Consider the following 20,862-nt stretch of genomic DNA (forward strand, 5'->3'; position numbering starts at 1 on the left):
AGTCACTATTTATGTAATCAATTGGTCTTAAAGAATATAAAGATCCTAATTATTTCGTTTTATTAAGCCATAATGATAAAAAATAATAATTGCTATGATTTATATATAAAAACAGTCATTAAACTTCTCGAAAAGCTAATTTTATTATTTAAAATATTGGATATAAATTAATTTATTTCAAAAATTATGTTTTATCAGGTTTTTTAAAGAGAAGTGATTAAGCCTGTAATTTCTGATCATGAGTCTGTTCTATCTGCCTGGTAACAGGCTTGATTCTTAATTTGAGAATTCTAGAGCCTGACCTATAGGAGAAAGTTGAGAGAGAAAGGTTTCTATATTAAACAGGTTTAAATTTAAATTTTGATCAAGTCATAAAGAAGCGCAAGAATCAGAGCCCAGAAAGCTATCCAGAACTCACTAAAAATATAGTTTAAAATAGGCTATCTTTCATATATTTATCGCGAGAATTTAGCGGAAAATCTGTATTTAATAAAAATTTCACTAAACCCTGTCAAGCAAATAAAGCATTTCTACATCATCTTCAGAATGCTCCCCAAAGATCTTTATTTTTATTCAAGATATATTTTACCAATTTATAAATAGAAATTATTTCTCTATCTCTACAGGCTTTAGTAATTAAACCCATTTTATCGTTGAATATTTCTAATTCAGGGCTGCTTTAAATTAATCCAGTTGATGACTCTGAGTTTTAAATACGAGTCTAAGAATTGACCCTATTAAAATGTTTGAAAAAGTGCACATACACTTATCAGCATTACAGCCTTTATCAAGCATCAACTCAAGAGTTGTTTGTATATAGTGCTCAGTAACAGTGCATCATTATCGAAACGCACTACAAGTGTTATAGAAAAGTATTACGAAATACCAAATCCGTATGATTAAGTTGGCATACCCTTTGCATTTACCTCTACAGCATAAAGTGATCTAGGGTTCCGGCAGTTATTTTTTAAAGCCTGCGTCTGAGACCGAGAGTTCACGGCTAGGTTTTCCAAAACCAAAGCTACACGGAGGGATAAAAGCCCGGGAGGTAAACCGTACAAGTTAGATGCAGAGGCTGTTATGAGCACGACTACTTATCACGAAGATTCCGCACTGTGGACTGAACTTTTACCGGGTGGCCATCACTGGTCTGCGCGCATTCAACGTGGCGCAGTTTTACAACTCAAATCCTTGGGCGCAAATGCCAATGTTTCGCTGTTCTGTGTCAATGCAGAAGACAAGCTGGAAGCCTATAACATGCCAGATAGCTTAAAAGGGCAACATACGGCATTTTTAAGTAAAGGTCACATTTTGGCGTCTGATCTTGGACGTGCGATGGTTTCAATTGTCAAAGATGATCACGGCTGGAATGATGCCTTTTGTGCGCCTAGTACCGCCCAGCAAATTGAACAAAAATTTGGGACTCAAACTTTTCAAGATGCCCGTAACGATATGTACCGTAATGGCAAAGACAGTCTACTTTTAGAGATGACCAAATTTGGTTTATCGGCAACAGACCTAAGTAATAGCTTAAACCTATTCTCAAAAGTTCAACCCGATGACAACGGTAACTTGTCTTATGTGGCATCTGACAATACTGATCAGGTGATTGAACTACGTTTTGAAATGGATTGTTTGGTGTTCTTATCGAGCGCACCACATGCCTTAGATAATTCGACTGAATACACACCTGCTGATATTCAACTGTCATTATTTAAAGCGTTGCCTTTGGGCGAAACGGATATCTGCCGTGATTCGTGCCCGCAAAATCAGCGTGCGTTCCAAAACAACAACCGTTACTACGCTTTAAGCGCTTAATTGGGGGAATACAACATGACAGCTTTAGTCCATTTAGAAAAATCTGTGTTAAGTGAAGTGTGTCCTGCTGGTGAGGCATGGATGTGCGAAGTCAAAAAAGGACAGTATTTCCGTATTGTTGATCTTGAAGGCAACCAGGCGGTGGATACCTTATTTATTTCCGCACATAACCCTGAAGAGCGCTATAGCGCAACCGATACTTTGGCAATGAACCGTCAAATTTATCTAGAAAAAGGTACAACTTTATATACCAATTTTGGCAATAAAATCGCCACTATTCATGATGACAACTGTGGTCGCCACGACACCTTAGGTGGCGCATGTTCATGTGAAAGTAATACGGTGCGTTATGCCCATGATACATATCCAATGCACAGTTGCCGTAATAATTTCATGATCGCATTGTCACAACATCCGATTGCGAAAAAGCATGGCTTAAACGTGCGTCATATCAGTCCAAACATTAACTTCTTTATGAATGTGCCGGTGACATCTGATGGTCACCTGAAATTTGATGATGGTATTTCTGCACCCGGTAAATATGTCGAAATCAAAGCAGAGATGGATTTGATTGTACTGATCTCGAATTGTCCACAACTGAATAACCCATGTAATGCCTATAACCCAACCAAAATTCAACTGATTGTCCGCGAAGGTGAGGAATAAGCCATGTTTAATAAAGTTCTCATCGCCAACCGTGGTGCTATTGCCTGCCGTGTAATTCGTACCTTAAAAAAACTCGGTATTCAATCGGTTGCAGTGTATTCAGAAGCAGACCGTGATTCACTGCATGTCACTTTAGCAGATGAAGCGGTGTATATCGGTGAAGCACCTGCCAACCAAAGCTATTTAAATGTCGATAAAATCTTAGAAGTTGCCAAGCAAACGGGCGCACAAGCGATTCATCCGGGCTATGGCTTCCTCTCTGAAAATGCGGAATTCTGTAATTTGTGTGAAGCCCAAGGCATTGTCTTTTTAGGGCCAAATGCCGACCAGATGAAAGCCTTTGGTCTTAAACATACGGCACGTGAACTCGCGATTCAAGCCAATGTACCGTTACTTCCGGGTAGTCAATTGTTGGCTGATGAAGAGGAAGCACTGCTGGAGGCTGACCGTATTGGCTATCCTGTGATGCTGAAAAGTACCGCAGGCGGTGGCGGTATCGGCATGCGCTTGGTGTGGAATGCGGAAGAACTGAAAGATGCTTATGTAACGGTGTCGTATTTAGCGCAAGCCAACTTTAAAGATGCAGGCTTATACCTAGAAAAATTCGTACAAAATGCCCGTCATATTGAAGTGCAAATTTTTGGTGATGGTAACGGCTTAGTCTTGGCACTTGGTGAGCGTGATTGTTCGGTGCAACGTCGTAACCAGAAAGTGATTGAGGAAACACCTGCGCCACATTTAAACGATACACAACGTGCCTATATCCAAAATGTCGCAATTCAATTAATGCAGTCGGTGAATTATCGCTCGGCAGGGACGGTTGAATTCGTCATGGATACCGACACACAAGAGTTTTACTTCTTGGAAGTGAATACCCGTCTACAAGTGGAACACGGTGTGACGGAACAAGTCTTTGGTGTGGACTTGGTGGAATGGATGGTCACTCTAGGCAGTGGTGATTGGGTTACACCTACATCGAAACTTGAGTCTCAAGGACATTCGATTCAAGTGCGTCTCTATGCCGAAGATCCAATCAAAAACTTCCAACCAAGTGCAGGGCTGTTAACGCATGTTGAATTTGATGCCAATGCCCGTAATGAAACGTGGGTGGAAACAGGCTCAAATGTTTCATCATTCTATGACCCGATGATTGCGAAAATCATTGTGACGGCGGAAGATCGTAGCTCAGCCATCCAAGCCATGACCGACACGCTCGCTAAAACCCAAGTAGCAGGCATTGAAACCAACCTTGAATATCTACAAAACATTATCGACTGCGATGTATTTAAAGCCGGTACGCAAACCACTCGCTTCTTAAATAGCTTTGAATGGAAAACTCAAAAGATTGAAGTCTTACAAGCCGGTATTCAAACCGCCGTGCAAGATGTGAAAGGTCGTTTAGGTTATTGGGATGTTGGTGTACCACCATCAGGTGCGATTGATCCGCTGTCTTTAAATGTCGCCAACCAACTGTTAGGTAATGCACCGAATACCGCAGGTCTGGAATGTACCTTGCAAGGACCAAGCTTAAAATTCCATTGTGACAGTCAAATCGTGCTTGCAGGTGGCGATATGCCATCGACTTTGGATGGCGTAACTGTACCAATGTGGCAAACCGTGAATGTGCGTAAAGGTCAGGTGCTGAAGTGTGGCAAGATCGCCACAGGTTGCCGTACCTATATTGGGATTAAAAGTGGTCTGAATGTCCCTGAATATTTAGGCTCACAAGCGACCTTTACTTTAGGTCAGTTTGGTGGTCATGCAGGGCGTAACTTACTGATTGGCGATATGCTTCCAATCACGGCATTTACATCAAGTGATGGCAAAGCATTAAGCGAAGATCAAATCCCTGTATTCTCAAACTCTTGGGAAATTGCGGTGATGTATGGTCCACATGGCGCACCGGATTTCTTTACTAAAAACGACATTGATACTTTCTTTGCTAACGAGTTTGAAATTCACTTTAACTCAAGCCGTACCGGTATCCGTTTGATTGGTCCAAAACCTGAATGGGCACGTGAAGATGGTGGTGAAGCCGGTCTGCATCCATCCAATATTCATGACAATGCTTATGCGATTGGTGCGATTGATTTCACTGGTGATATGCCAATTATCTTGGGCCCAGATGGTCCAAGCCTCGGTGGTTTCGTGTGTCCCGCGGTGGTGATCAATTCTGAACTGTGGAAATTGGGCCAGCTCAAAGCCGGCGATAAAGTCAAATTTGTGCCTGTGAGCTACCATCAAGCTAAATTGCTGAATGAAAAATATCATGCACAATTATCAACAAATGATACTGAAAATGTGACGTTTGATGAGTCGTTTTACCCTGAAATCAGTACGCTGAAAACCGCCATTTTAGACACTTTGAAAGGTCAAAATGGTACGCCTGATGTGGTGTATCGTCCTGCGAGCAACAACTATATGCTGGTGGAATATGGCGATCTGGTTTTAGATTTAAACCTGCGTTTCCGTATTCATGCGCTGATGCAATGGGTCAAAGAGCAAAATATCCAAGGCATTATTGACCTGACACCGGGTATTCGTTCACTGCAAATCCATTTTGATTCGACCAAGCTCGATCAAATTGATTTATTGCATATGCTTCAAGTCGCAGAAGAACAATTGCCTGATGTGACGGAAATGCAAGTGCCATCACGTACTGTGTATTTACCACTGGCTTGGGAAGATTCACAAACACAGCTTGCAACTGAGCGTTATATGCAAACCGTACGTCCAGATGCACCGTGGTGTCCGGACAATATCGAATTTATCCGCCGTATTAATGGTTTAAAAGACAAACAAGCCGTGAAAGATGTGGTGTATAACGCGAGTTATTTGGTTATGGGCTTGGGTGATGTGTATTTGGGTGCGCCTGTGGCAACACCGCTTGATCCACGTCAGCGTTTAGTCACCACCAAATATAACCCTGCACGGACTTGGACACCTGAAAATGCCGTCGGTATTGGTGGTGCGTATATGTGTGTTTACGGCATGGAAGGTCCGGGTGGCTATCAGTTTGTGGGTCGTACTTCGCAAATGTGGTCACGCTACCGTAAAAACCCTGATTTTGAACAAGATATGCCGTGGTTATTGCGCTTCTTTGACCAAATTAAGTTTTATGAAGTGTCTGAGTCCGAGTTGATGCACATGCGTGAGGACTTTAAAGCAGGGCGTTTAAAACTGCGCATTGAAGAAGGCGTACTCAACCTTAAAGAATACAACGAATTCTTAACTGAAAACCAAGAATCTATTTCAGCATTTAAAGCGGTGCAACAAGCTAATTTTGATGCAGAGCGCCGTCGCTGGCATGAAGCAGGACTGGCGGAATATGTCTCTGAAAGCCTAGATGCTGTGGATGATGGTGAAGGTGTTGAAGTGCCTGAAGGTGGTTGTGCGGTGGAATCGCATATGCCCGGTTCAATCTGGAAAATTGAATGTCAGTCAGGTGATATTGTGGAAGAAGGTGCGACGCTTGCGGTGATTGAAGCGATGAAGATCGAGATTCCAATTATTGCGCCTGAGCGTATGCGTGTCGATGCGATTACGATTGAAAAAGGGCAAACGGTGAAAACGGGGCAGGTGTTGTTTACGTTGGCGCCTGTGGCTTGATGAGATAGGAATAAAAAGACCGTCCGTAAGGGCGGTTTTTTTTATTGAAAAGAGATATTATTAATCAGGATACGTAATTTTATTAATAAACATGCAGAATTTCTACCTACATTCTTTTACAGCTAAACATTACAGACATTTTAGCTCCTTATTCATTAAATTTAACAAAAAATTTAATTTTATTACAGGATCTAATGGATGTGGTAAAACAAGTATTCTGCATGGAATAATGCATTGCTTCGATCAATCAAATCATATAAATACTCGTTTTGGGGATAATTCAAGTATTTCAACAAATCTAATAATTGGGGATGATAGATTTGACCCTTTGAAAATCACTGTTGGATTTGGACAAGGCTCTTTCAGAACTAAAGAATATCGTGGTTCTACTTTATATACTTATCTTCCACCTTCGATAGTCATAGATGAATTTGAACTTTTTAATGCTAATCAATTTAAAGAAACTTTCCCTTATGTTATTCCCTTAAATATTACTTCTGATAGGAATATTAAATATAAATTTATTGAAGGTACACGACGTATATTACCTAATGATCAACAGAGAGATAGCTATTTGAATGCAGGTTTGACACCTCATTACACAGATGATGATAGATCAGTAAAGCAATGGATGATTAATCGTTATGCATGGATAGATAAGGAATGGGCATACGACTATAAGCAAAACTGGGATCATTTAATAAGATATTTACCTAAACTTGCCCCAAATGATAGTGACTTTGAATTTGTTGAAATTAGAGATGATCTAGAGCCGAGGTTCTCTATATATGGTCAAGAATGTTATCTAGAAGAATTATCAGCAGGTTTTCAAGCAATATTTACTGTCGTAGCTAATATTATCGAATGGATTGAAAACACAAATTCTGATGGTCAACGTTTCATTGGAGACGCTACGGGTACAGTATTAATTGATGAATTGGATTTACATTTGCATCCTGAGTGGCAATTTAATATTAGAGGTGGTCTAGAAGCATTATTTCCAAATCTTCAATTTATTGTCACAACCCATTCGCCACATCTACTAGCATCTGCAAAAGAAGGTGAAGTCATTATTATGAATCGTGAAATTGGAAAAACAGAATATCATTTTGAGCCTAGTAATAAGCGGTACTCAGGTTGGAATACTGATCAGATTTTGGAAGATGTAATGGGAGTTAAAAGTCTTAAGAATAAGGATTATGAAAGGCTTATAGATGAAGCTCTCGATGCTTATGAATCAAAAGATAAGACTAAACTTTTATCTGTAATGGAGCATTTGAAAAATATTACTCATTCAGATGACACGATAGTACAAGTATTAGAAATGAAGATGGCTTCTTTGGAGCTTGAATAAGTCATGATCAAGCTTGAAAAACAAAATGATATTCCTCAAATCCTTCAAGATAAACAAAGAGAATGGACAGATCATTTACTTGCATTAGTAAGTAAATATGGAACTTACAAGAATATTCCGAAAGAAGAGAAAGCTTCGGCTCTTAGCCATTATAGACATAAGGATATTACTACCCCTTTATTTGCTAGCTCACATCAAAAATGTGCTTTTTGTGAAGGAAGTCCGAAAGATAGTGGAAATATAGAAGTTGAACATTTCTATCCAAAATCTATCTATCATGATAAAGCTTTTGATTGGGATAATTTTTTACCAAGTTGTCGTAAGTGTAATGATTCAAAACTTACCCATGATGTAGGTGTTGAACCTATTTTAAATCCGTATGATGAAGATTTTGATCCTAGTCAGCAGTTTGAATTTGTCTTAGCACGTATGAAAGGTAAAACTGAAATAGCTAAACGTACAATTGATGTCTGTGGTTTAAAAAGTCGATTGTATGATCCCTACAGCAAATTGATAAAAGTATTTTGTGAATATGAACAAACTTTAGAAGAGGCTCTTGAAGAGCTAAACGAGAAAGATACTAATCGAAAACGTTTAAACCAGATACGTAGAATTTCTGATTCCATTGATAGAATCGAATCATTAATGAAACCTACTGAAAAATATTCATATTTTTGTTCTTATATCATTCGAAGTAGTGAAGTTTATAATGAAGCAAAAAGGATACTCTCTTTAGAGCTTCAACAAGTAGGCTAAGGAATTTATATTGAACAATATTATCTATTCACGCTTTGTCGCAAGTATTTCAGACCTGAAAAAGAATCAAATGGAAGTGGCGAATAACGGCTTTGGTAAAGCAGTAGCAATCCTTAACCATAACAACCCAGCATTCTATTGCGTTCCTGCGGATATGTATGAACGCCTGATAGATCTGATTGAAGACAAAGAACTGCTTAAACTTGCAGACGAAGCGCAAACTCAAGAAACTGTAAAGATAAGCCTAAATGACCTACAAGCTCGAGTTCACAAAAACCCTACTTAATAAGGTTTGAGGCGTTCAGCCACACTTTGATGCACACTTGAATCCCAATGGTGCAAAATGGGCTATTTTTTAACCACACTTAATAAAATTAAATGATCCTTATTCTAGCTTATATATGTATGTGATAGATTTTAAAAGTATTCTGCTTAAATCTATTCTATTTTATATTGTGGCACGCTTAATGCATTTATTTATATACAACATAAATAGAGGAGAGCAATACACTTGATCACTCATAAGCACAAAAATCGGTTAACCATTCATGTATAAAAAGAATAGCAAGGACATGAGCAATCAAAATGGAATAAACCGGTGAAATACAAAACTTACTTTTGCTTTAGAACAAGCCCCATCTCACTGTTATGGGGCTTTTTTTTGCCCTTTTATGTAAGTTTATTCACCTTATCCAAATAACTAAAAATTGGCACGTTTTCTGCATTTTCCTAAGTAATACGAAATTTTGGTTTTGTAATATCCCTAGGAGATGCACATGAACAATCTGACATCAAATAAAAAAATGCATCCATGGCTTCACTTTCTGGTTGAGCTTCTTAGCGTACGAGCAGGCTTTCACATTAAACAGTCTTCCCAATATCAACCCAAGGATCAACATCGTGCCTAAACAAAAATTGGCACGGATCAGTATTACCGTGCCAGAAACCACCCTACATGCAATGGATCAAAAAATTGTCGAGCAGCACTATGAAAGCCGTTCACAGGCCATTGTCGACATGATTAACCGCCACCTGATTGATGATCTGGTGATTCGCAATGAAGTCATGGTCGGAACACTTACCTTGCTCTATGACGTCAGCCTGAAACCGCTGCGCAGTCAGCTGGTCGATCTGCAGCAGCAGTATCTGGCGCAAGTGATCAACTCACTTCATATCCAGCTGGATGATGAAAAAATCCTGCAAGTCATGCTGATGCAGGGCGCGAGCAGTGATCTGAAAGAAATTAGCGAACAATTTATTGCACTGAAAGGCGTGATTAAAGGGCATCTCGAACTGATGGATGCCGTCATGCCGCCTATTCCACAAAATACCGAACACACTTAAGGAGAACAGCTGTGCACAACTTATGGACTGTACAGGACTGGCAACACGCCTACCAGAACAAGAATATCCAGCTCAATGACCTGATTGAGTATGTTGCCGGGTTGAATAATGACGATCATGCCTGGATATCAATTGCGACAGCAGCACAATTACAGGCACAAATTGATGCATTGACTGGTGCAGATATCGAAAGCTTGCCTCTTTATGGGGTGCCATTTGCAGTCAAGGACAATATTGATGTTGCGGGGTTCTATACCACAGCGGCTTGTAAAGAAGCAGCTTATCTGGCGACTTCCGATGCAACCGCAGTAGCCAAATTAAAAGCTGCTGGCGCGATTGTCGTGGGTAAAACCAATCTGGATCAGTTTGCGACAGGTCTGGTCGGTGTGCGCTCTCCATACGGTGCGGTGAAGAACAGCTTTAATTCTGAATATATCAGTGGTGGTTCGAGCTCAGGTTCCAGTGTAGTCGTAGCAAACGGATTAGTGCCATTTTCACTGGGTACAGATACTGCAGGTTCAGGACGTGTACCGGCAGGGCATAATAATATTGTCGGACTCAAACCGACCAAAGGCTGGTTCTCGACTACCGGCCTGATTCCGGCTTGCCGCACCATCGATGTGATTTCGATTTTTGCCTTAACGGTGGATGATGCTTGGCAGGTGGCGCAAGTCATGCAGGGCTATGATGCCAGCGATTATTATTCCAGAATGCATCCTCAAAATGTACCGAGCCAATTTTCAAAAAGGAAAATTGCCATTCCGGATATACTGGAATTTTATGGTGATGCTGAAACTGAAAAAGCATTCCAGCTGGCGATCACACGTGCACAAAGTTTAGGCTATACGGTTGAGCCGATTGATTTTTCGCCATTTCAACAACTGGCGACTGCACTTTACAATCGCTCTTGGGTGGCTGAACGTACCAGCGCCGTGGAAAAAATGGTGCAACGCGAGCAGACCCATCCGGTCATTGGCCAGATTATTGCGCAGGCAGACCGGTTCAGTGCGGTCGATGCCATGCAGGATGAATATGAACGCGCCCGCCTGAGTCGTGTTATTCAAAATACGCTGGCAGCGTATGATGCCTTGATGGTTCCTACTGCACCCACTATTTATCGCATTGCAGAAGTAGAAGCGGATCCCTTGGTAAAAAACAGCCACATGGGCGCTTATACCAATTTTGTCAATTTTGCCGATCTGTCGGCTTTGGCACTACCAAATGCGATTCGTGCCGATGGTTTGCCAACGGGCGTGACCTTTATTGCGCCAGCCTGGATGGATGAGGCACTGGCCAAATTCGGGCAAAAATGGCAGCAATCGAGCCAGTTAAAACTGGGCACTTCTGAACGCAACTATGAAAAAACAACTGAAATCTCATCAGGGCACAGCGTCAAACTGGCTGTCGTCGGAGCACATCTGACCGGCATGCCACTGAATTTTCAGCTGACCACATGTGGTGGCACCCTGATCAAGCAGACCCGGACTGCTTCGCATTACAAACTCTATGCTTTAAAAAATACCACACCGCCAAAACCTGGCCTGCAATACAACGCCAAAGGTTTTTCAATTGAAGTAGAGGTCTGGGACATTCCGCGTGCACTGTTCGGGAACATTGTTGCAGAAGTTCCGGCACCTTTGGGCATTGGCAATGTCCAGCTGATTGATGGTACTTGGGTCAAAAGTTTTATCTGTGAAGGTTATGCGCTTGAAGATGCCACAGATATCAGTCATTTCGGTGGCTGGCGCGAATTTATGAAATCTAGACAACTTTCAAATACCAAATTTAAATGTGAATGCATAGGGGAAGTCGCACAATGATGAAAAAACTCAGTCTGGCAGTCTCGATTTGTGGTGCTGTTTTATTTAGCGGCTGTGACAATACTGCAAAAATTCCTGCATCAAATACCAAAGCAAGTGAGAGTACGCAAAACCAGCCGATTCGGATTGGTTATAGCGACTGGCCGGGCTTTGTAGCCTGGCAGGTAGCGATTGAAAAAGGCTGGCTTAAAGAAGCAGGTATCAATGCCGATTTTAAATGGTTTGACTATTCTGCTTCACTCTCTGCATTCGCAGCGAATCAGCTGGACGCCGTACTAGTCACCAATGGTGATAATCTGGTCACTGGCTCTGGCGGTACCAAGGGTGTGATGATCATGGCGACTGATTATTCAGCTGGAAATGACGTAATTATTGCCAAGAACGGGATTAACTCGATACAGGATTTGCGAGGAAAAACTGTTGCGACTGAAAAAGGTCTGGTGGATCACTTGCTGCTATCCACTGCACTGGATGATGCCAAAGTTGGCCTGAATGAGGTTAAGCTGGTCAATACCATGACCAATGAGCTGCCACAGGTGTTTGCCACACCTGATATTGATGCGATTGCTGTATGGCAGCCGGTGGCCAATCAGGCTCTATCTGCGGTAGCAGGCTCAAAAATCATTTTTACTTCCAAAGATAAACCTGGCCTGATTTACGATACCCTGACTGTAAACCCGGCCCATCTGGAAGCCAATAAAGAGCAATGGAAAAAGGTAATTCAGGTCTGGGATAAAACCGTCAAATACATCAATGACCCGGCGACGCGTGAAGAAGCAGCACAGATCATGTCCAAACGGGTCGGTATTGACCCGAAAACCTATATGCAGTTTATTGACGGTACACATTTACTGGATCTGGCAGCCAACAAGAAAGTATTTACCAAAGGTAATGGTTTTGATTCAATTTATGGCTCAACCTATCATGTGAACAAGTTCAATGTGGCTAACGGCATTTATACAACGGAAATGAATGTGGATGGTGTGATTGTTCCAACTTTGGTGCAAGAACTCAAATAGAGCTTGCCGCCTCATTCCGGAATGTAAACTAAAGCTATAAAAAATCCCCAGATTGGGGATTTTTATAGTCAGATGAATATTAAAAAATTAAAGCTGCGTACTTTTGGAAAAGACATTGATAAAAATAATGCCAATGATCATAAACGCCAGACCGATCAGTGCAGGAAGATCCAGTTGCTGTTTAAATACCAGCAAGCCAACTGTTGAAATCAGGATAATACCAGCCCCTGACCAGATCGCATAAGCAATACCCATCGGAATGGTTTTCATAGTGAGTGACAGAAAAAACAGGGCAATTGCATAGCCGGCAATGGTGGCAAGTGAAGGCCAGAGCACGCTAAAACCATTTGAAGCTTTGAGTGCAGAAGTTGCAATGACTTCTGCAATAATAGCAATTGAAAGATATAAAAAAGACATATTTCTCCCTATAGCACCCGTTCTGCATGCTGCATCAGGTGATCCTGTTCTGACTTCAGCCAGCTTTCAGCTTGTATAGTCGTGGGGGTTGCATATTGAAATTGGTAATCCGGCTGGTATATATCCAGCTCAAAAATCAGGTCGATTTTACGGTCATCGAGAACCACATGCTGAACCAGACTGCTTTCATTGAGAACTTCAAAATTTTCCAGGTTAAAGGCTTTACCTGTCTCACTGCTGCAGGTGCTGTAAGTTTTAGCTTGACCCTCAGTCCCGATAGAAACCTCAAAACTTTCCACCAAGGCAAACATGCTCGGATCGACAGCCTTCAAATCCATTTGAGCTACTGCACTTTGCACTTCAGGCAAACGTGTCAGGGCATAAGCAATATGATCAGCACAAATAATCAGGCCACCATCCATTTCCAGTGTCTGACCAGATTGAACATCAAGCGCAGACTGAAGACGTAGGCCTAAAAATAAACCGTGCTGTACCTGCTGGCGCCAGTCTTCTACATAGACATTGCTCGGTGAAAATTCCAGAATGCAGTTGCCAATTGCATGCAACTTTGCCGGTTCCGGCCACTGCACATGATTCTGGTAATTGGCGTAGTCTTTCACTTCCCAAGACAAGAGTTGGCTGGATTCATCCCAAAGCGTATTGCCAATCCAGCCTTGGCGTTCCTGAACAGCAGTTCCCGTCTGGCTTTTTAGACGAAGATCAATGGTGAAACTGCGCGACTGAAACCAGTACACAATGGTGTTTTCATCGGTTAGGCCATTATAAAAACTGATACTTTTACGCCGAAAAGCCCCATATAAAAAGTCTGGAATAATCTCTGGCTGAGGGGTGGTGTGCTTTAAAGTCTTAATCACTTCAAACAGATTCATGATGCTGTCTCCGCCTGTTCCTCAAGTCCAAAAGAGGACAGTGGAACCGCATTTTTTAAGACCAGTTCACCGCTAGCAATGCGTTGTTTTAAATATTGAAAGGTCTGGGCGGTCTGATTAAATAGATGCTCGCCCCCGATCAGGGCAGAATATTTGGAATTTTCAGTATGAATAACCGGTTCAATCACGGTGTCATAATTGCAGGCGCAAAACAGCGGGAATGAATAACGTTCTTCCGAGACCTTTTTCACGCGGTGCTTGGTGGCGAGATATTTACCATTCGACAGAATTTCCATCATGTCACCGATATTCATCACCAGTGTGTTTTCAATCAGTGGAATATCGATCCATTCACCGGCTTTATTCAAAACCTGTAAGCCGGGTGCGGTTGGTAACAGCAAGGTAAAGCATTCATAATCGGTATGTGCGCCAATGCCTTCGGCATCTTGCACTTCCGGATTATAGGGATAGTGAATCAAGCGTAGCTGACTTGGTGCATCAGTAATTTTGCTTTCAAAAAAGTCCTCACGACCGCCCAACGCCAGTGCAAAGGCAGAAAAAATCTGCTGGCTGATCTCACGCAGATGGCTGTAGTATTGGCTGACAATAGCCTTGAAGTCCCGATGGTCTGGCCATAAGGTGGGGCCGAGTAAAGGACAGTTTTTTTGTGTACCCTGATAATCATAATTGACATCATAGGCTTCTTTTAAATCATAACTGTTGCCGGCAAACTGTTCTTCGCCAATCGGCACATAGCCACTATGGTTTTTTGATTTGCCAATATAGTGCTGCATTTTGGTGTCCAGATCCTGAGAAAAATAGGACTGGGCCATTTCAATCAGGGCTTTGGCGTAATCAAAATTAAACTGGTCGCCTTGCAGATAAAGAAATCCGACTTCTTTACAGGCATGATCCAGAGCATGAGCAACTTCAATACGATCGGCTAAATCCGGACTTTGCAATTTTGAAATATCAACCAGTGGGAGTACATATTGCGCTTGCATGATAATCACCTCTAATGTTGGTCGTCCAACACAGCGATTAAAACCTTCGGGTCGTCCCAAAGGCATTTTGAATAAGATTATTTATTGCTGCTGACCTTGGTCATACGCGGAATGACTGGCAGTTCTGCCAGTGCCGGATCCAGTTCATCTTCTTCAGCATGCACCAGATAATCGACACGTTGTCTTAACTGTTTAAATTCAGGTGTGAGCATCACATCAGGATGACGTGGGCGAGGTAAATCGACTTCAATAATTTCCTTGATTTCACCCGGATTGGCTTTCAGTGCCACAATCCGGTCGGCCAGTAAAATGGCTTCATCCATATCGTGAGTCACAAAAATGATGGTGATATCAATGTTTTGCCATAGGTCCATCAGGTGACGCTGCATTTTTTGCCGCGTATGTGGATCAAGTGCCCCAAAAGGTTCATCCATCAACAGGATTTTCGGTTCATTGACCAAAGCCCGGGCAATCGCGACACGCTGTTTCATCCCGCCAGACAACTCATGCGGATACTGGTTTTCATACTTTTCCAGACCAATGATATTGATCCATTCACGTGCCTGTGCTTCTGCCGCTGCACTACTTTGGCCTTTCATGCGCGGACCAAACATGACATTTTCCTTGACGGTTTTCCATGGAAACAGGGTATAGCCCTGAAACACCATGCCACGCTCCGGACTTGGGCCGGTAATTGGCTGGCCATCCACCAGAATCTCACCACTGCTATAAGGATCCAGACCGGCCACTACACGGCTAAAGGTTGACTTGCCGCAACCGGAAGGCCCAATCACACAGATGAACTCACGCTTATGAATTTTCAAATCAAGGGCATTTAAAACCGTACGTTCAGTTTTGCCATGACTGAATTTTTGTGTCAGTTGCTTCGCTTCCAGAATCACCGGACGGCTATAAATCTTGTCAAAGTATTCGCGGGTATTAAATTCAGTGTTTTGCATCAGTTAGCTCCCGGTTTCCATTTAAATAAGCGTTGTCCCAATTTCATCAAGATCACATCACACAGCAGACCAATCACACCGATAATCAGGATCGCGGCAAAGACATTATCAAAGTTCTGATAGCGGGCTTGCTGGGTAATAAACCATGTGATTCCTGAGGTACTGCCGATTAGTTCTGCTACGATCAGGTAAGTCCATGCCCAGCCCAGCAACACACGCAGATTGCGGTAAATTTCAGGCAGGGCGGCAGGAATCACCACATGTAACAGACTTTTGAGTTTATTTGTGCCCAGAGTAAAACCGGCTTCAATCAGGCTGCGATCGACCAGACGTGTGGTATTGGCAATAATTAGAATTTGCTGGAACAGGGTGCCGATGACAATGATGGCTATTTTGGGTGCATCATTGATTCCTAAAATAGCGACGGCAAGCGCGCCAAAGGCCGGGGCAGGCAGGTAGCGGAAAAACTCGATAAAAGGTTCGGTCAACTGGGAAAGTTTATTGGAAAAACCACATAAAATACCGAGTGGAATACCAACTAAGGAAGAAATAAAGAACGCGGTAAAGACCAGCTTGATACTGTGCCACAGGCTTTCATGAAACCAGGGCGCATTGGCCTGAGCCGGCTCCGTGGTAAAAGCTGTGATCAGTGCAATTGCCACTTGATGCGGTGCAGGCAGATAAATCGGGTTGACCAGAATACCCTGCGGCGGAGCCAGACCCTGATCTACCGCAGACTGCGCAGCAGAAAAAAACTGGTCTTTATCAATACGACTCTCGACCTGTAAATAGGCAACACTACCTGAATCAGTAATCTGGACTTGTGGATGCCAGATAAATGGCAAATAGCTGACTGCACACCAAATCAGAATTGGTATTAAAAAAGACCCCAAGCCAAACAGTAATTTATTTCTTTGACTGAGTTCACGTGCAACGTAACTCATAGTGTTGCCCCTCAATATTACAAATTTTATAAAACGTAATACTGAATAAGCAAAATGGATGCCAAGCCTACAAAGCAGAAGAGTAATTATAGAATTTCAAGCTAAAACTGGTTTATATTTTTTAATTTAACTATATGTTTTAAAATAATAAATATAATTATATTTAAGGCGGTGAAAAAACAGATTACAAGGCTAATCAAAACCATCATATTAAACAAATAATGCATTTATTTAGGGCTTTATTCTTCTAGAAATAAAATAATTCTAGATTAATTAATTTTTTCATTAACTTATTAAAACTACCAACAGGAATACTTAGAGATAAAACAAGTTAAGGTATAAAATTATACTTAAAAAGTTATGGAAAATTACAGATAAAAAGCAAATAATTATTCAGTATAGAGGGGGAGTACTTTTCATAATATAGACCCGGAGCTCAGCAGCAATTTAGCTCAATGAATAACAATAATTTTGAATAATAAGGCTTACATTCACTAGATTTTGTTATTCAAGCGCCACGGATCAGGTGTAGAGCACAGTATGAGAAGAAGATTATATAAAAATGATAAGTACTGAACAGAAAAATGGTCCTGAACCGATACACAGGACCGACATGGAGGTAAGTATATGAGTAATCTCAATATACAGACAGAAGGAAGTATAAGTAAATCAAGTGTATATACCTGGTACGTCGTACTGCTGTGTATGCTGGCCTATATTTTTTCGTTTATTGACCGGCAGATTCTGGCACTGATGATCGAGCCGATCAAGGCTGACCTGAATCTGACTGACACCCAGTTTAGCCTGCTGCATGGTTTGGCTTTTTCCCTGTTTTATGCCTTTATGGGATTGCCACTTGCCTATATTGCTGACCGTTTTTCCCGGCCAAAACTGATTTCTATCGGAATTATTTTCTGGAGTCTGGCTACAGCATTCTGCGGACTCAGTAAAAACTTCGTGCAGCTTTTCTTGAGCCGTATGGGGGTCGGAATTGGTGAAGCTGCTCTGTCACCTGCTGCTTACTCAATGTTTAGCGACATGTTTAGCAAAGAAAAACTGGGACGTGCAGTAGCAGTTTATTCGATTGGTTCTTTTGTTGGAGGCGGCATTGCCTTTCTGGTCGGTGGCTATGTTATTGGATTGCTGAAGGACACAAGCCTGATTGATGTGCCATTTTTTGGTATGTTAAAAGCCTGGCAAATGGCATTTATTATTGTTGGATTACCCGGCATTTTTATTGGCCTGCTGTTTATACTCACTGTGAAAGAGCCAAAGCGTAAAGGTCAGCGTCTTAATGCTCAGGGTGAAGTAGAAAAAGTCAGTTTTAAATCCAGCTTCAGTTTTATTGGAAAGCACCGTAAAACTTTTACTTGCCATTATCTGGGTTTTACATTTTATGCGATGGCACTGTACTGTTTAACCAGCTGGACACCTGCTTTTTATATGCGGAAATATGGAATGACCCCGACAGAAGCCGGTTATATGCTAGGTAGTGTATTGCTGGTAGCTAATACTTTAGGTGTATTCTGTGCAGGCTGGTTAAATGACTGGTTTGTTAAAAAAGGCCGTAAAGATGCCCCTATGATTACAGGTGTTATTGGAATCACAGGGTTAATTTTGCCGATCATGTTTTTTACGCAAGTTGAACCATTATGGCTCTCTGTTACCTTGCTGGTGCCTGCAATGTTCTTTGCGTCATTTCCAATGCCTATTTCCACTACGGCGATGCAAATGCTGGCACCAAACCAGTTACGTGCTCAGATCTCGGCAATTTTTCTGCTAATCAGTAATCTGGTTGCAGTAGGAATTGGAACGACACTGGTTGCATTAATTACTGACAAAATCTTTGAAAATCCATTGATGGTAGGCATGTCTTTATCAATTGTTGGCGCAATTTCATGTGTAGTGGCTTTTCTGCTGCTGAAATTTGGCTGTAAAGCGTTTGCCCAAAGTATGCAAAAGGAACATGCAGCTTAGGAAGAGAACATATCATATTTATGCCTATTGCTTGCAGTAGGCATTTTTTATTTAAAAATAAATAAAACTTAGATGGAGCTGGAATATGAGCCTGATTTCACAACTAGACCGTCTGCATTATCTTGATCATTTTTTATTGTTCAGTTCGACCGACTATCACACTATTAAACAGCAGATCAGCCATTATCTGTGCCCCCATCAGTTTGAGGTAGATTCCAGCCAGATTCTAAATACGCGTCTTAATGGTTTTAGCTTTGGCACATCAGCACTCTATGATCTGAAATACAGTGCGCCTGTGGCAATTACTATAGATGAATCTTCTGCCCATTATCTGTTCAGAGTTACGCTTGAGGGCGAGTGCAAGATCGAACATGATGCCCGGCTGATTATACAGTCACCTGGTATTATGACGGTTTCACATCCCCATAGTAAAAATCGGATTATTACCAGCCAGCACTGTCGTAATATTATTCTGAAGCTGTCCAGACAGGAGGTTGATACACAGCTCTACAAAATGCTCGGCCATATGGTAGCAGAGCCACTACTGTTTGACTGCGGTATATCCTGTACGACAGAAGGTGTCGAGGCGATTATCGAAACTCTGAACTATCTTTGTCATGCCCATTACAACATCCAGCATTGGGATACTATTTCTGAAAGCTTCGGCCGATATCTGATTGAGCTGATTTTACTGAAGGTTCCGAATAATTATACTGCGCAACTGCAGCAAAGGGGGAAAGTTATATTACCTGGCTATATGAACAAAGCCAGACAGTATATTGCCCGGCATATCCGAAATAATATTGTACTGGCAGAGCTGGGCAAGCAGTGCGGAGTATCGGTGCGGACCCTGCAAAAAGGCTTTAACCAGTATTTCCATCAAACCCCAATTGACTATATTCGAGACTTGCGTATTAAACTCATCCATCATGAGTTACAGCATAGCCAAGCGCATGAAACTGTAACTGATATTCTGCTGCGTAATGGTATTAACAGTTTAGGGCATTTTTCTACACTTTATAAAAAACGGTACGGTTGTCTGCCATCACAGACTTTGAGGCAGGCACATCCGCATTGCTCATCTTATTTCGTAAACTGAACAATCTGTTCGTAATCGGGTAAGACAGCCCGATTTCTCCTGTTTAGCATCAAGTAAAAGCAGATCAGGAAAATTACCAATGAAAATTACGGTACTGGGCGGTGGCCATGGCTGTTATGCAGCAGCAGTAGAAATGGCTGAAAAAAATCACGAGGTAATATGGTGGCGCCGTGATACACAGGCTCTAAAGCGGCTAGCAGAAGCAGGCAAGTTAAAAATCAAGGACTATCAGGGTAATCGTTCAGTCAGTGTCGGATTTCAGAATAGTCAGATCACTTTATGTGAGGATTTACAGCAAGCGGTTCAACAGGCAGCGCTTATCGTTATACCTTTACCAGCGACAACTCATGAGGATCTGGCCCGACAGATAGCGCCCTATTTGCAGGAAGGGCAAGTGGTTTTTCTGCCGCCGGGGACTTTTGGAAGTTATATCTTCGCGCAAGCCATGAAAGAGGCAGAAAATTATACCCAAGTCGCATTTGCAGAAACAGGTACGCTACCTTATCTGGTCCGTAAACACGCTGCTGACCAGATTGTGGTGAGTGGCTACGCTACCCGATTACCTACCGGTGTTTTTCCGAGCCAGTTATCTGAGCGGGCTTTTCAGATACTTCAGCAGGCTTATCCGAGTATTGAGCCACTTGAGAATAGCCTAAGTGGAGCACTGATGAATGCCGGACCAGTAATCCATCCACCCCTGATACTAATGAATGCCGGAGCACTAGAGTATTTTGAAACCTGGGATATTCACAATGAAGGGACTCAACAGTCTATTCGCAGGGTGACTACTCAGCTGGATACTGAACGTATTCAAGTCCGTGAAGCGCTTGGTTATAGTGCACCACATTTTTCTCTGGCAGATCATTATAATAAAGAAGGAGAAGGTGATGAGTGGATGTATGGCCGTGGGGCACATGGAAAATTGACCGACAGTGGAGACTGGCGTGAAGATATCGATCTGCATACCCACCGATATATGCTCGAAGATACCAAGTTGGGGTTGTCTTTTCTAGTTTCTGTTGGGCGCTGGGCTGGAGTACCGACACCAGTTGCCGAGGGTTTACTGAATCTTGCCTCGGCAGTCACAGGAGAGAATTTCTATCAAACTGGTCGTACCTTAGAAAATCTGCAGCTAGCCCAAAAAAGCCGTCAGGAAATGACTGCCATTCTACAGCAGGGAGCCTGA

At 42.1% G+C, this 20,862-nt stretch carries 18 protein-coding genes and 1 riboswitch; of the genes, 13 read left to right on the forward strand and 5 right to left on the reverse strand.

The window, feature by feature from the left end:
* Window positions 1–934: 934 nt before the first annotated feature.
* Window positions 935–1,050: riboswitch (guanidine-I (ykkC/yxkD leader) on the forward strand.
* Window positions 1,051–1,080: 30 nt separating this feature from the next.
* From J502_RS02825 to J502_RS02865, 10 genes are all read left to right on the forward strand, one after another.
* Entirely contained in the window at window positions 1,081–1,818 is a 738-nt protein-coding gene (locus tag J502_RS02825; RefSeq protein WP_034683045.1) for an urea amidolyase associated protein UAAP1, read from the forward strand.
* 15 nt (window positions 1,819–1,833) lie between these two features.
* Window positions 1,834–2,484 (forward strand): urea amidolyase associated protein UAAP2, encoded by a 651-nt coding sequence (locus J502_RS02830; RefSeq protein WP_005015287.1) that lies wholly within the window; start codon window positions 1,834–1,836, stop codon window positions 2,482–2,484.
* A 3-nt stretch (window positions 2,485–2,487) separates the two neighbouring features.
* On the forward strand, window positions 2,488–6,093 hold the full coding sequence (gene uca, locus J502_RS02835) for an urea carboxylase (RefSeq protein WP_005015285.1): 3,606 nt from the start codon (window positions 2,488–2,490) through the stop codon (window positions 6,091–6,093).
* Window positions 6,094–6,184: 91 nt separating this feature from the next.
* The gene (locus tag J502_RS02840) at window positions 6,185–7,447 is read left to right on the forward strand and encodes an AAA family ATPase (RefSeq protein WP_034683047.1); all 1,263 of its coding nucleotides are present in this window, start codon (window positions 6,185–6,187) and stop codon (window positions 7,445–7,447) included.
* Between the two features lie 3 nt (window positions 7,448–7,450).
* Window positions 7,451–8,203, forward strand: a complete 753-nt coding sequence (locus J502_RS02845; protein ID WP_034683050.1) for an HNH endonuclease family protein — start codon at window positions 7,451–7,453, stop codon at window positions 8,201–8,203.
* A 10-nt stretch (window positions 8,204–8,213) separates the two neighbouring features.
* The gene (locus tag J502_RS02850; protein WP_034683053.1) at window positions 8,214–8,489 is read left to right on the forward strand and encodes a type II toxin-antitoxin system Phd/YefM family antitoxin; all 276 of its coding nucleotides are present in this window, start codon (window positions 8,214–8,216) and stop codon (window positions 8,487–8,489) included.
* Between the two features lie 490 nt (window positions 8,490–8,979).
* Window positions 8,980–9,111 carry a hypothetical protein gene (locus J502_RS17195; protein ID WP_276528689.1) on the forward strand — a complete coding sequence of 44 codons (132 nt, stop codon included), beginning with the start codon at window positions 8,980–8,982 and terminating at the stop codon, window positions 9,109–9,111.
* Window positions 9,104–9,547: a CopG family ribbon-helix-helix protein gene (locus J502_RS02855; protein ID WP_034683054.1), complete on the forward strand. Its 444-nt coding sequence runs from the start codon at window positions 9,104–9,106 to the stop codon at window positions 9,545–9,547. Before J502_RS17195 ends, J502_RS02855 begins: the two co-directional genes overlap by 8 nt.
* Window positions 9,548–9,558: 11 nt before the next feature.
* Window positions 9,559–11,367, forward strand: a complete 1,809-nt coding sequence (gene atzF / locus J502_RS02860; protein ID WP_034683057.1) for an allophanate hydrolase — start codon at window positions 9,559–9,561, stop codon at window positions 11,365–11,367.
* Window positions 11,364–12,386 carry an ABC transporter substrate-binding protein gene (locus J502_RS02865; RefSeq protein ID WP_034683059.1) on the forward strand — a complete coding sequence of 341 codons (1,023 nt, stop codon included), beginning with the start codon at window positions 11,364–11,366 and terminating at the stop codon, window positions 12,384–12,386. Before atzF ends, J502_RS02865 begins: the two co-directional genes overlap by 4 nt.
* A gap of 87 nt (window positions 12,387–12,473) precedes the next feature.
* Here J502_RS02865 and J502_RS02870 read toward each other — a convergent pair whose 3' ends face one another.
* The 5 genes from J502_RS02870 to J502_RS02890 all read right to left on the reverse strand — a co-directional run bounded on the left by J502_RS02870 (window position 12,474) and on the right by J502_RS02890 (window position 16,600).
* A complete protein-coding gene (locus J502_RS02870; protein WP_034683061.1) occupies window positions 12,474–12,803 on the reverse strand; it encodes a DMT family transporter in 330 nt (109 codons plus the stop codon).
* A gap of 8 nt (window positions 12,804–12,811) precedes the next feature.
* On the reverse strand, window positions 12,812–13,693 hold the full coding sequence (locus tag J502_RS02875; RefSeq protein ID WP_034683063.1) for a hypothetical protein: 882 nt from the start codon (window positions 13,691–13,693) through the stop codon (window positions 12,812–12,814).
* Entirely contained in the window at window positions 13,690–14,697 is a 1,008-nt protein-coding gene (locus tag J502_RS02880; RefSeq protein ID WP_034683066.1) for an isopenicillin N synthase family dioxygenase, read from the reverse strand. Before J502_RS02880 ends, J502_RS02875 begins: the two co-directional genes overlap by 4 nt.
* A 77-nt stretch (window positions 14,698–14,774) precedes the next feature.
* The gene (locus tag J502_RS02885; protein WP_034683069.1) at window positions 14,775–15,656 is read right to left on the reverse strand and encodes an ABC transporter ATP-binding protein; all 882 of its coding nucleotides are present in this window, start codon (window positions 15,654–15,656) and stop codon (window positions 14,775–14,777) included.
* On the reverse strand, window positions 15,656–16,600 hold the full coding sequence (locus tag J502_RS02890) for an ABC transporter permease (RefSeq protein WP_034683072.1): 945 nt from the start codon (window positions 16,598–16,600) through the stop codon (window positions 15,656–15,658). The genes J502_RS02885 and J502_RS02890 overlap by 1 nt, the downstream gene beginning before the upstream one ends.
* Before the next feature lie 627 nt (window positions 16,601–17,227).
* On the opposite strand from J502_RS02890, the gene J502_RS02895 reads away from it, so the two are divergent.
* The 3 genes from J502_RS02895 to J502_RS02905 all read left to right on the forward strand — a co-directional run bounded on the left by J502_RS02895 (window position 17,228) and on the right by J502_RS02905 (window position 20,862).
* Entirely contained in the window at window positions 17,228–18,577 is a 1,350-nt protein-coding gene (locus J502_RS02895) for a spinster family MFS transporter (RefSeq protein ID WP_005015253.1), read from the forward strand.
* A gap of 85 nt (window positions 18,578–18,662) precedes the next feature.
* On the forward strand, window positions 18,663–19,676 hold the full coding sequence (locus J502_RS02900; protein ID WP_005025139.1) for an AraC family transcriptional regulator: 1,014 nt from the start codon (window positions 18,663–18,665) through the stop codon (window positions 19,674–19,676).
* A 79-nt stretch (window positions 19,677–19,755) separates the two neighbouring features.
* Window positions 19,756–20,862: an NAD/NADP-dependent octopine/nopaline dehydrogenase family protein gene (locus J502_RS02905; RefSeq protein WP_034683074.1), complete on the forward strand. Its 1,107-nt coding sequence runs from the start codon at window positions 19,756–19,758 to the stop codon at window positions 20,860–20,862.

This window comes from Acinetobacter sp. 1294596, from assembly GCF_000582925.1.
Lineage (GTDB): Bacteria > Pseudomonadota > Gammaproteobacteria > Pseudomonadales > Moraxellaceae > Acinetobacter > Acinetobacter radioresistens.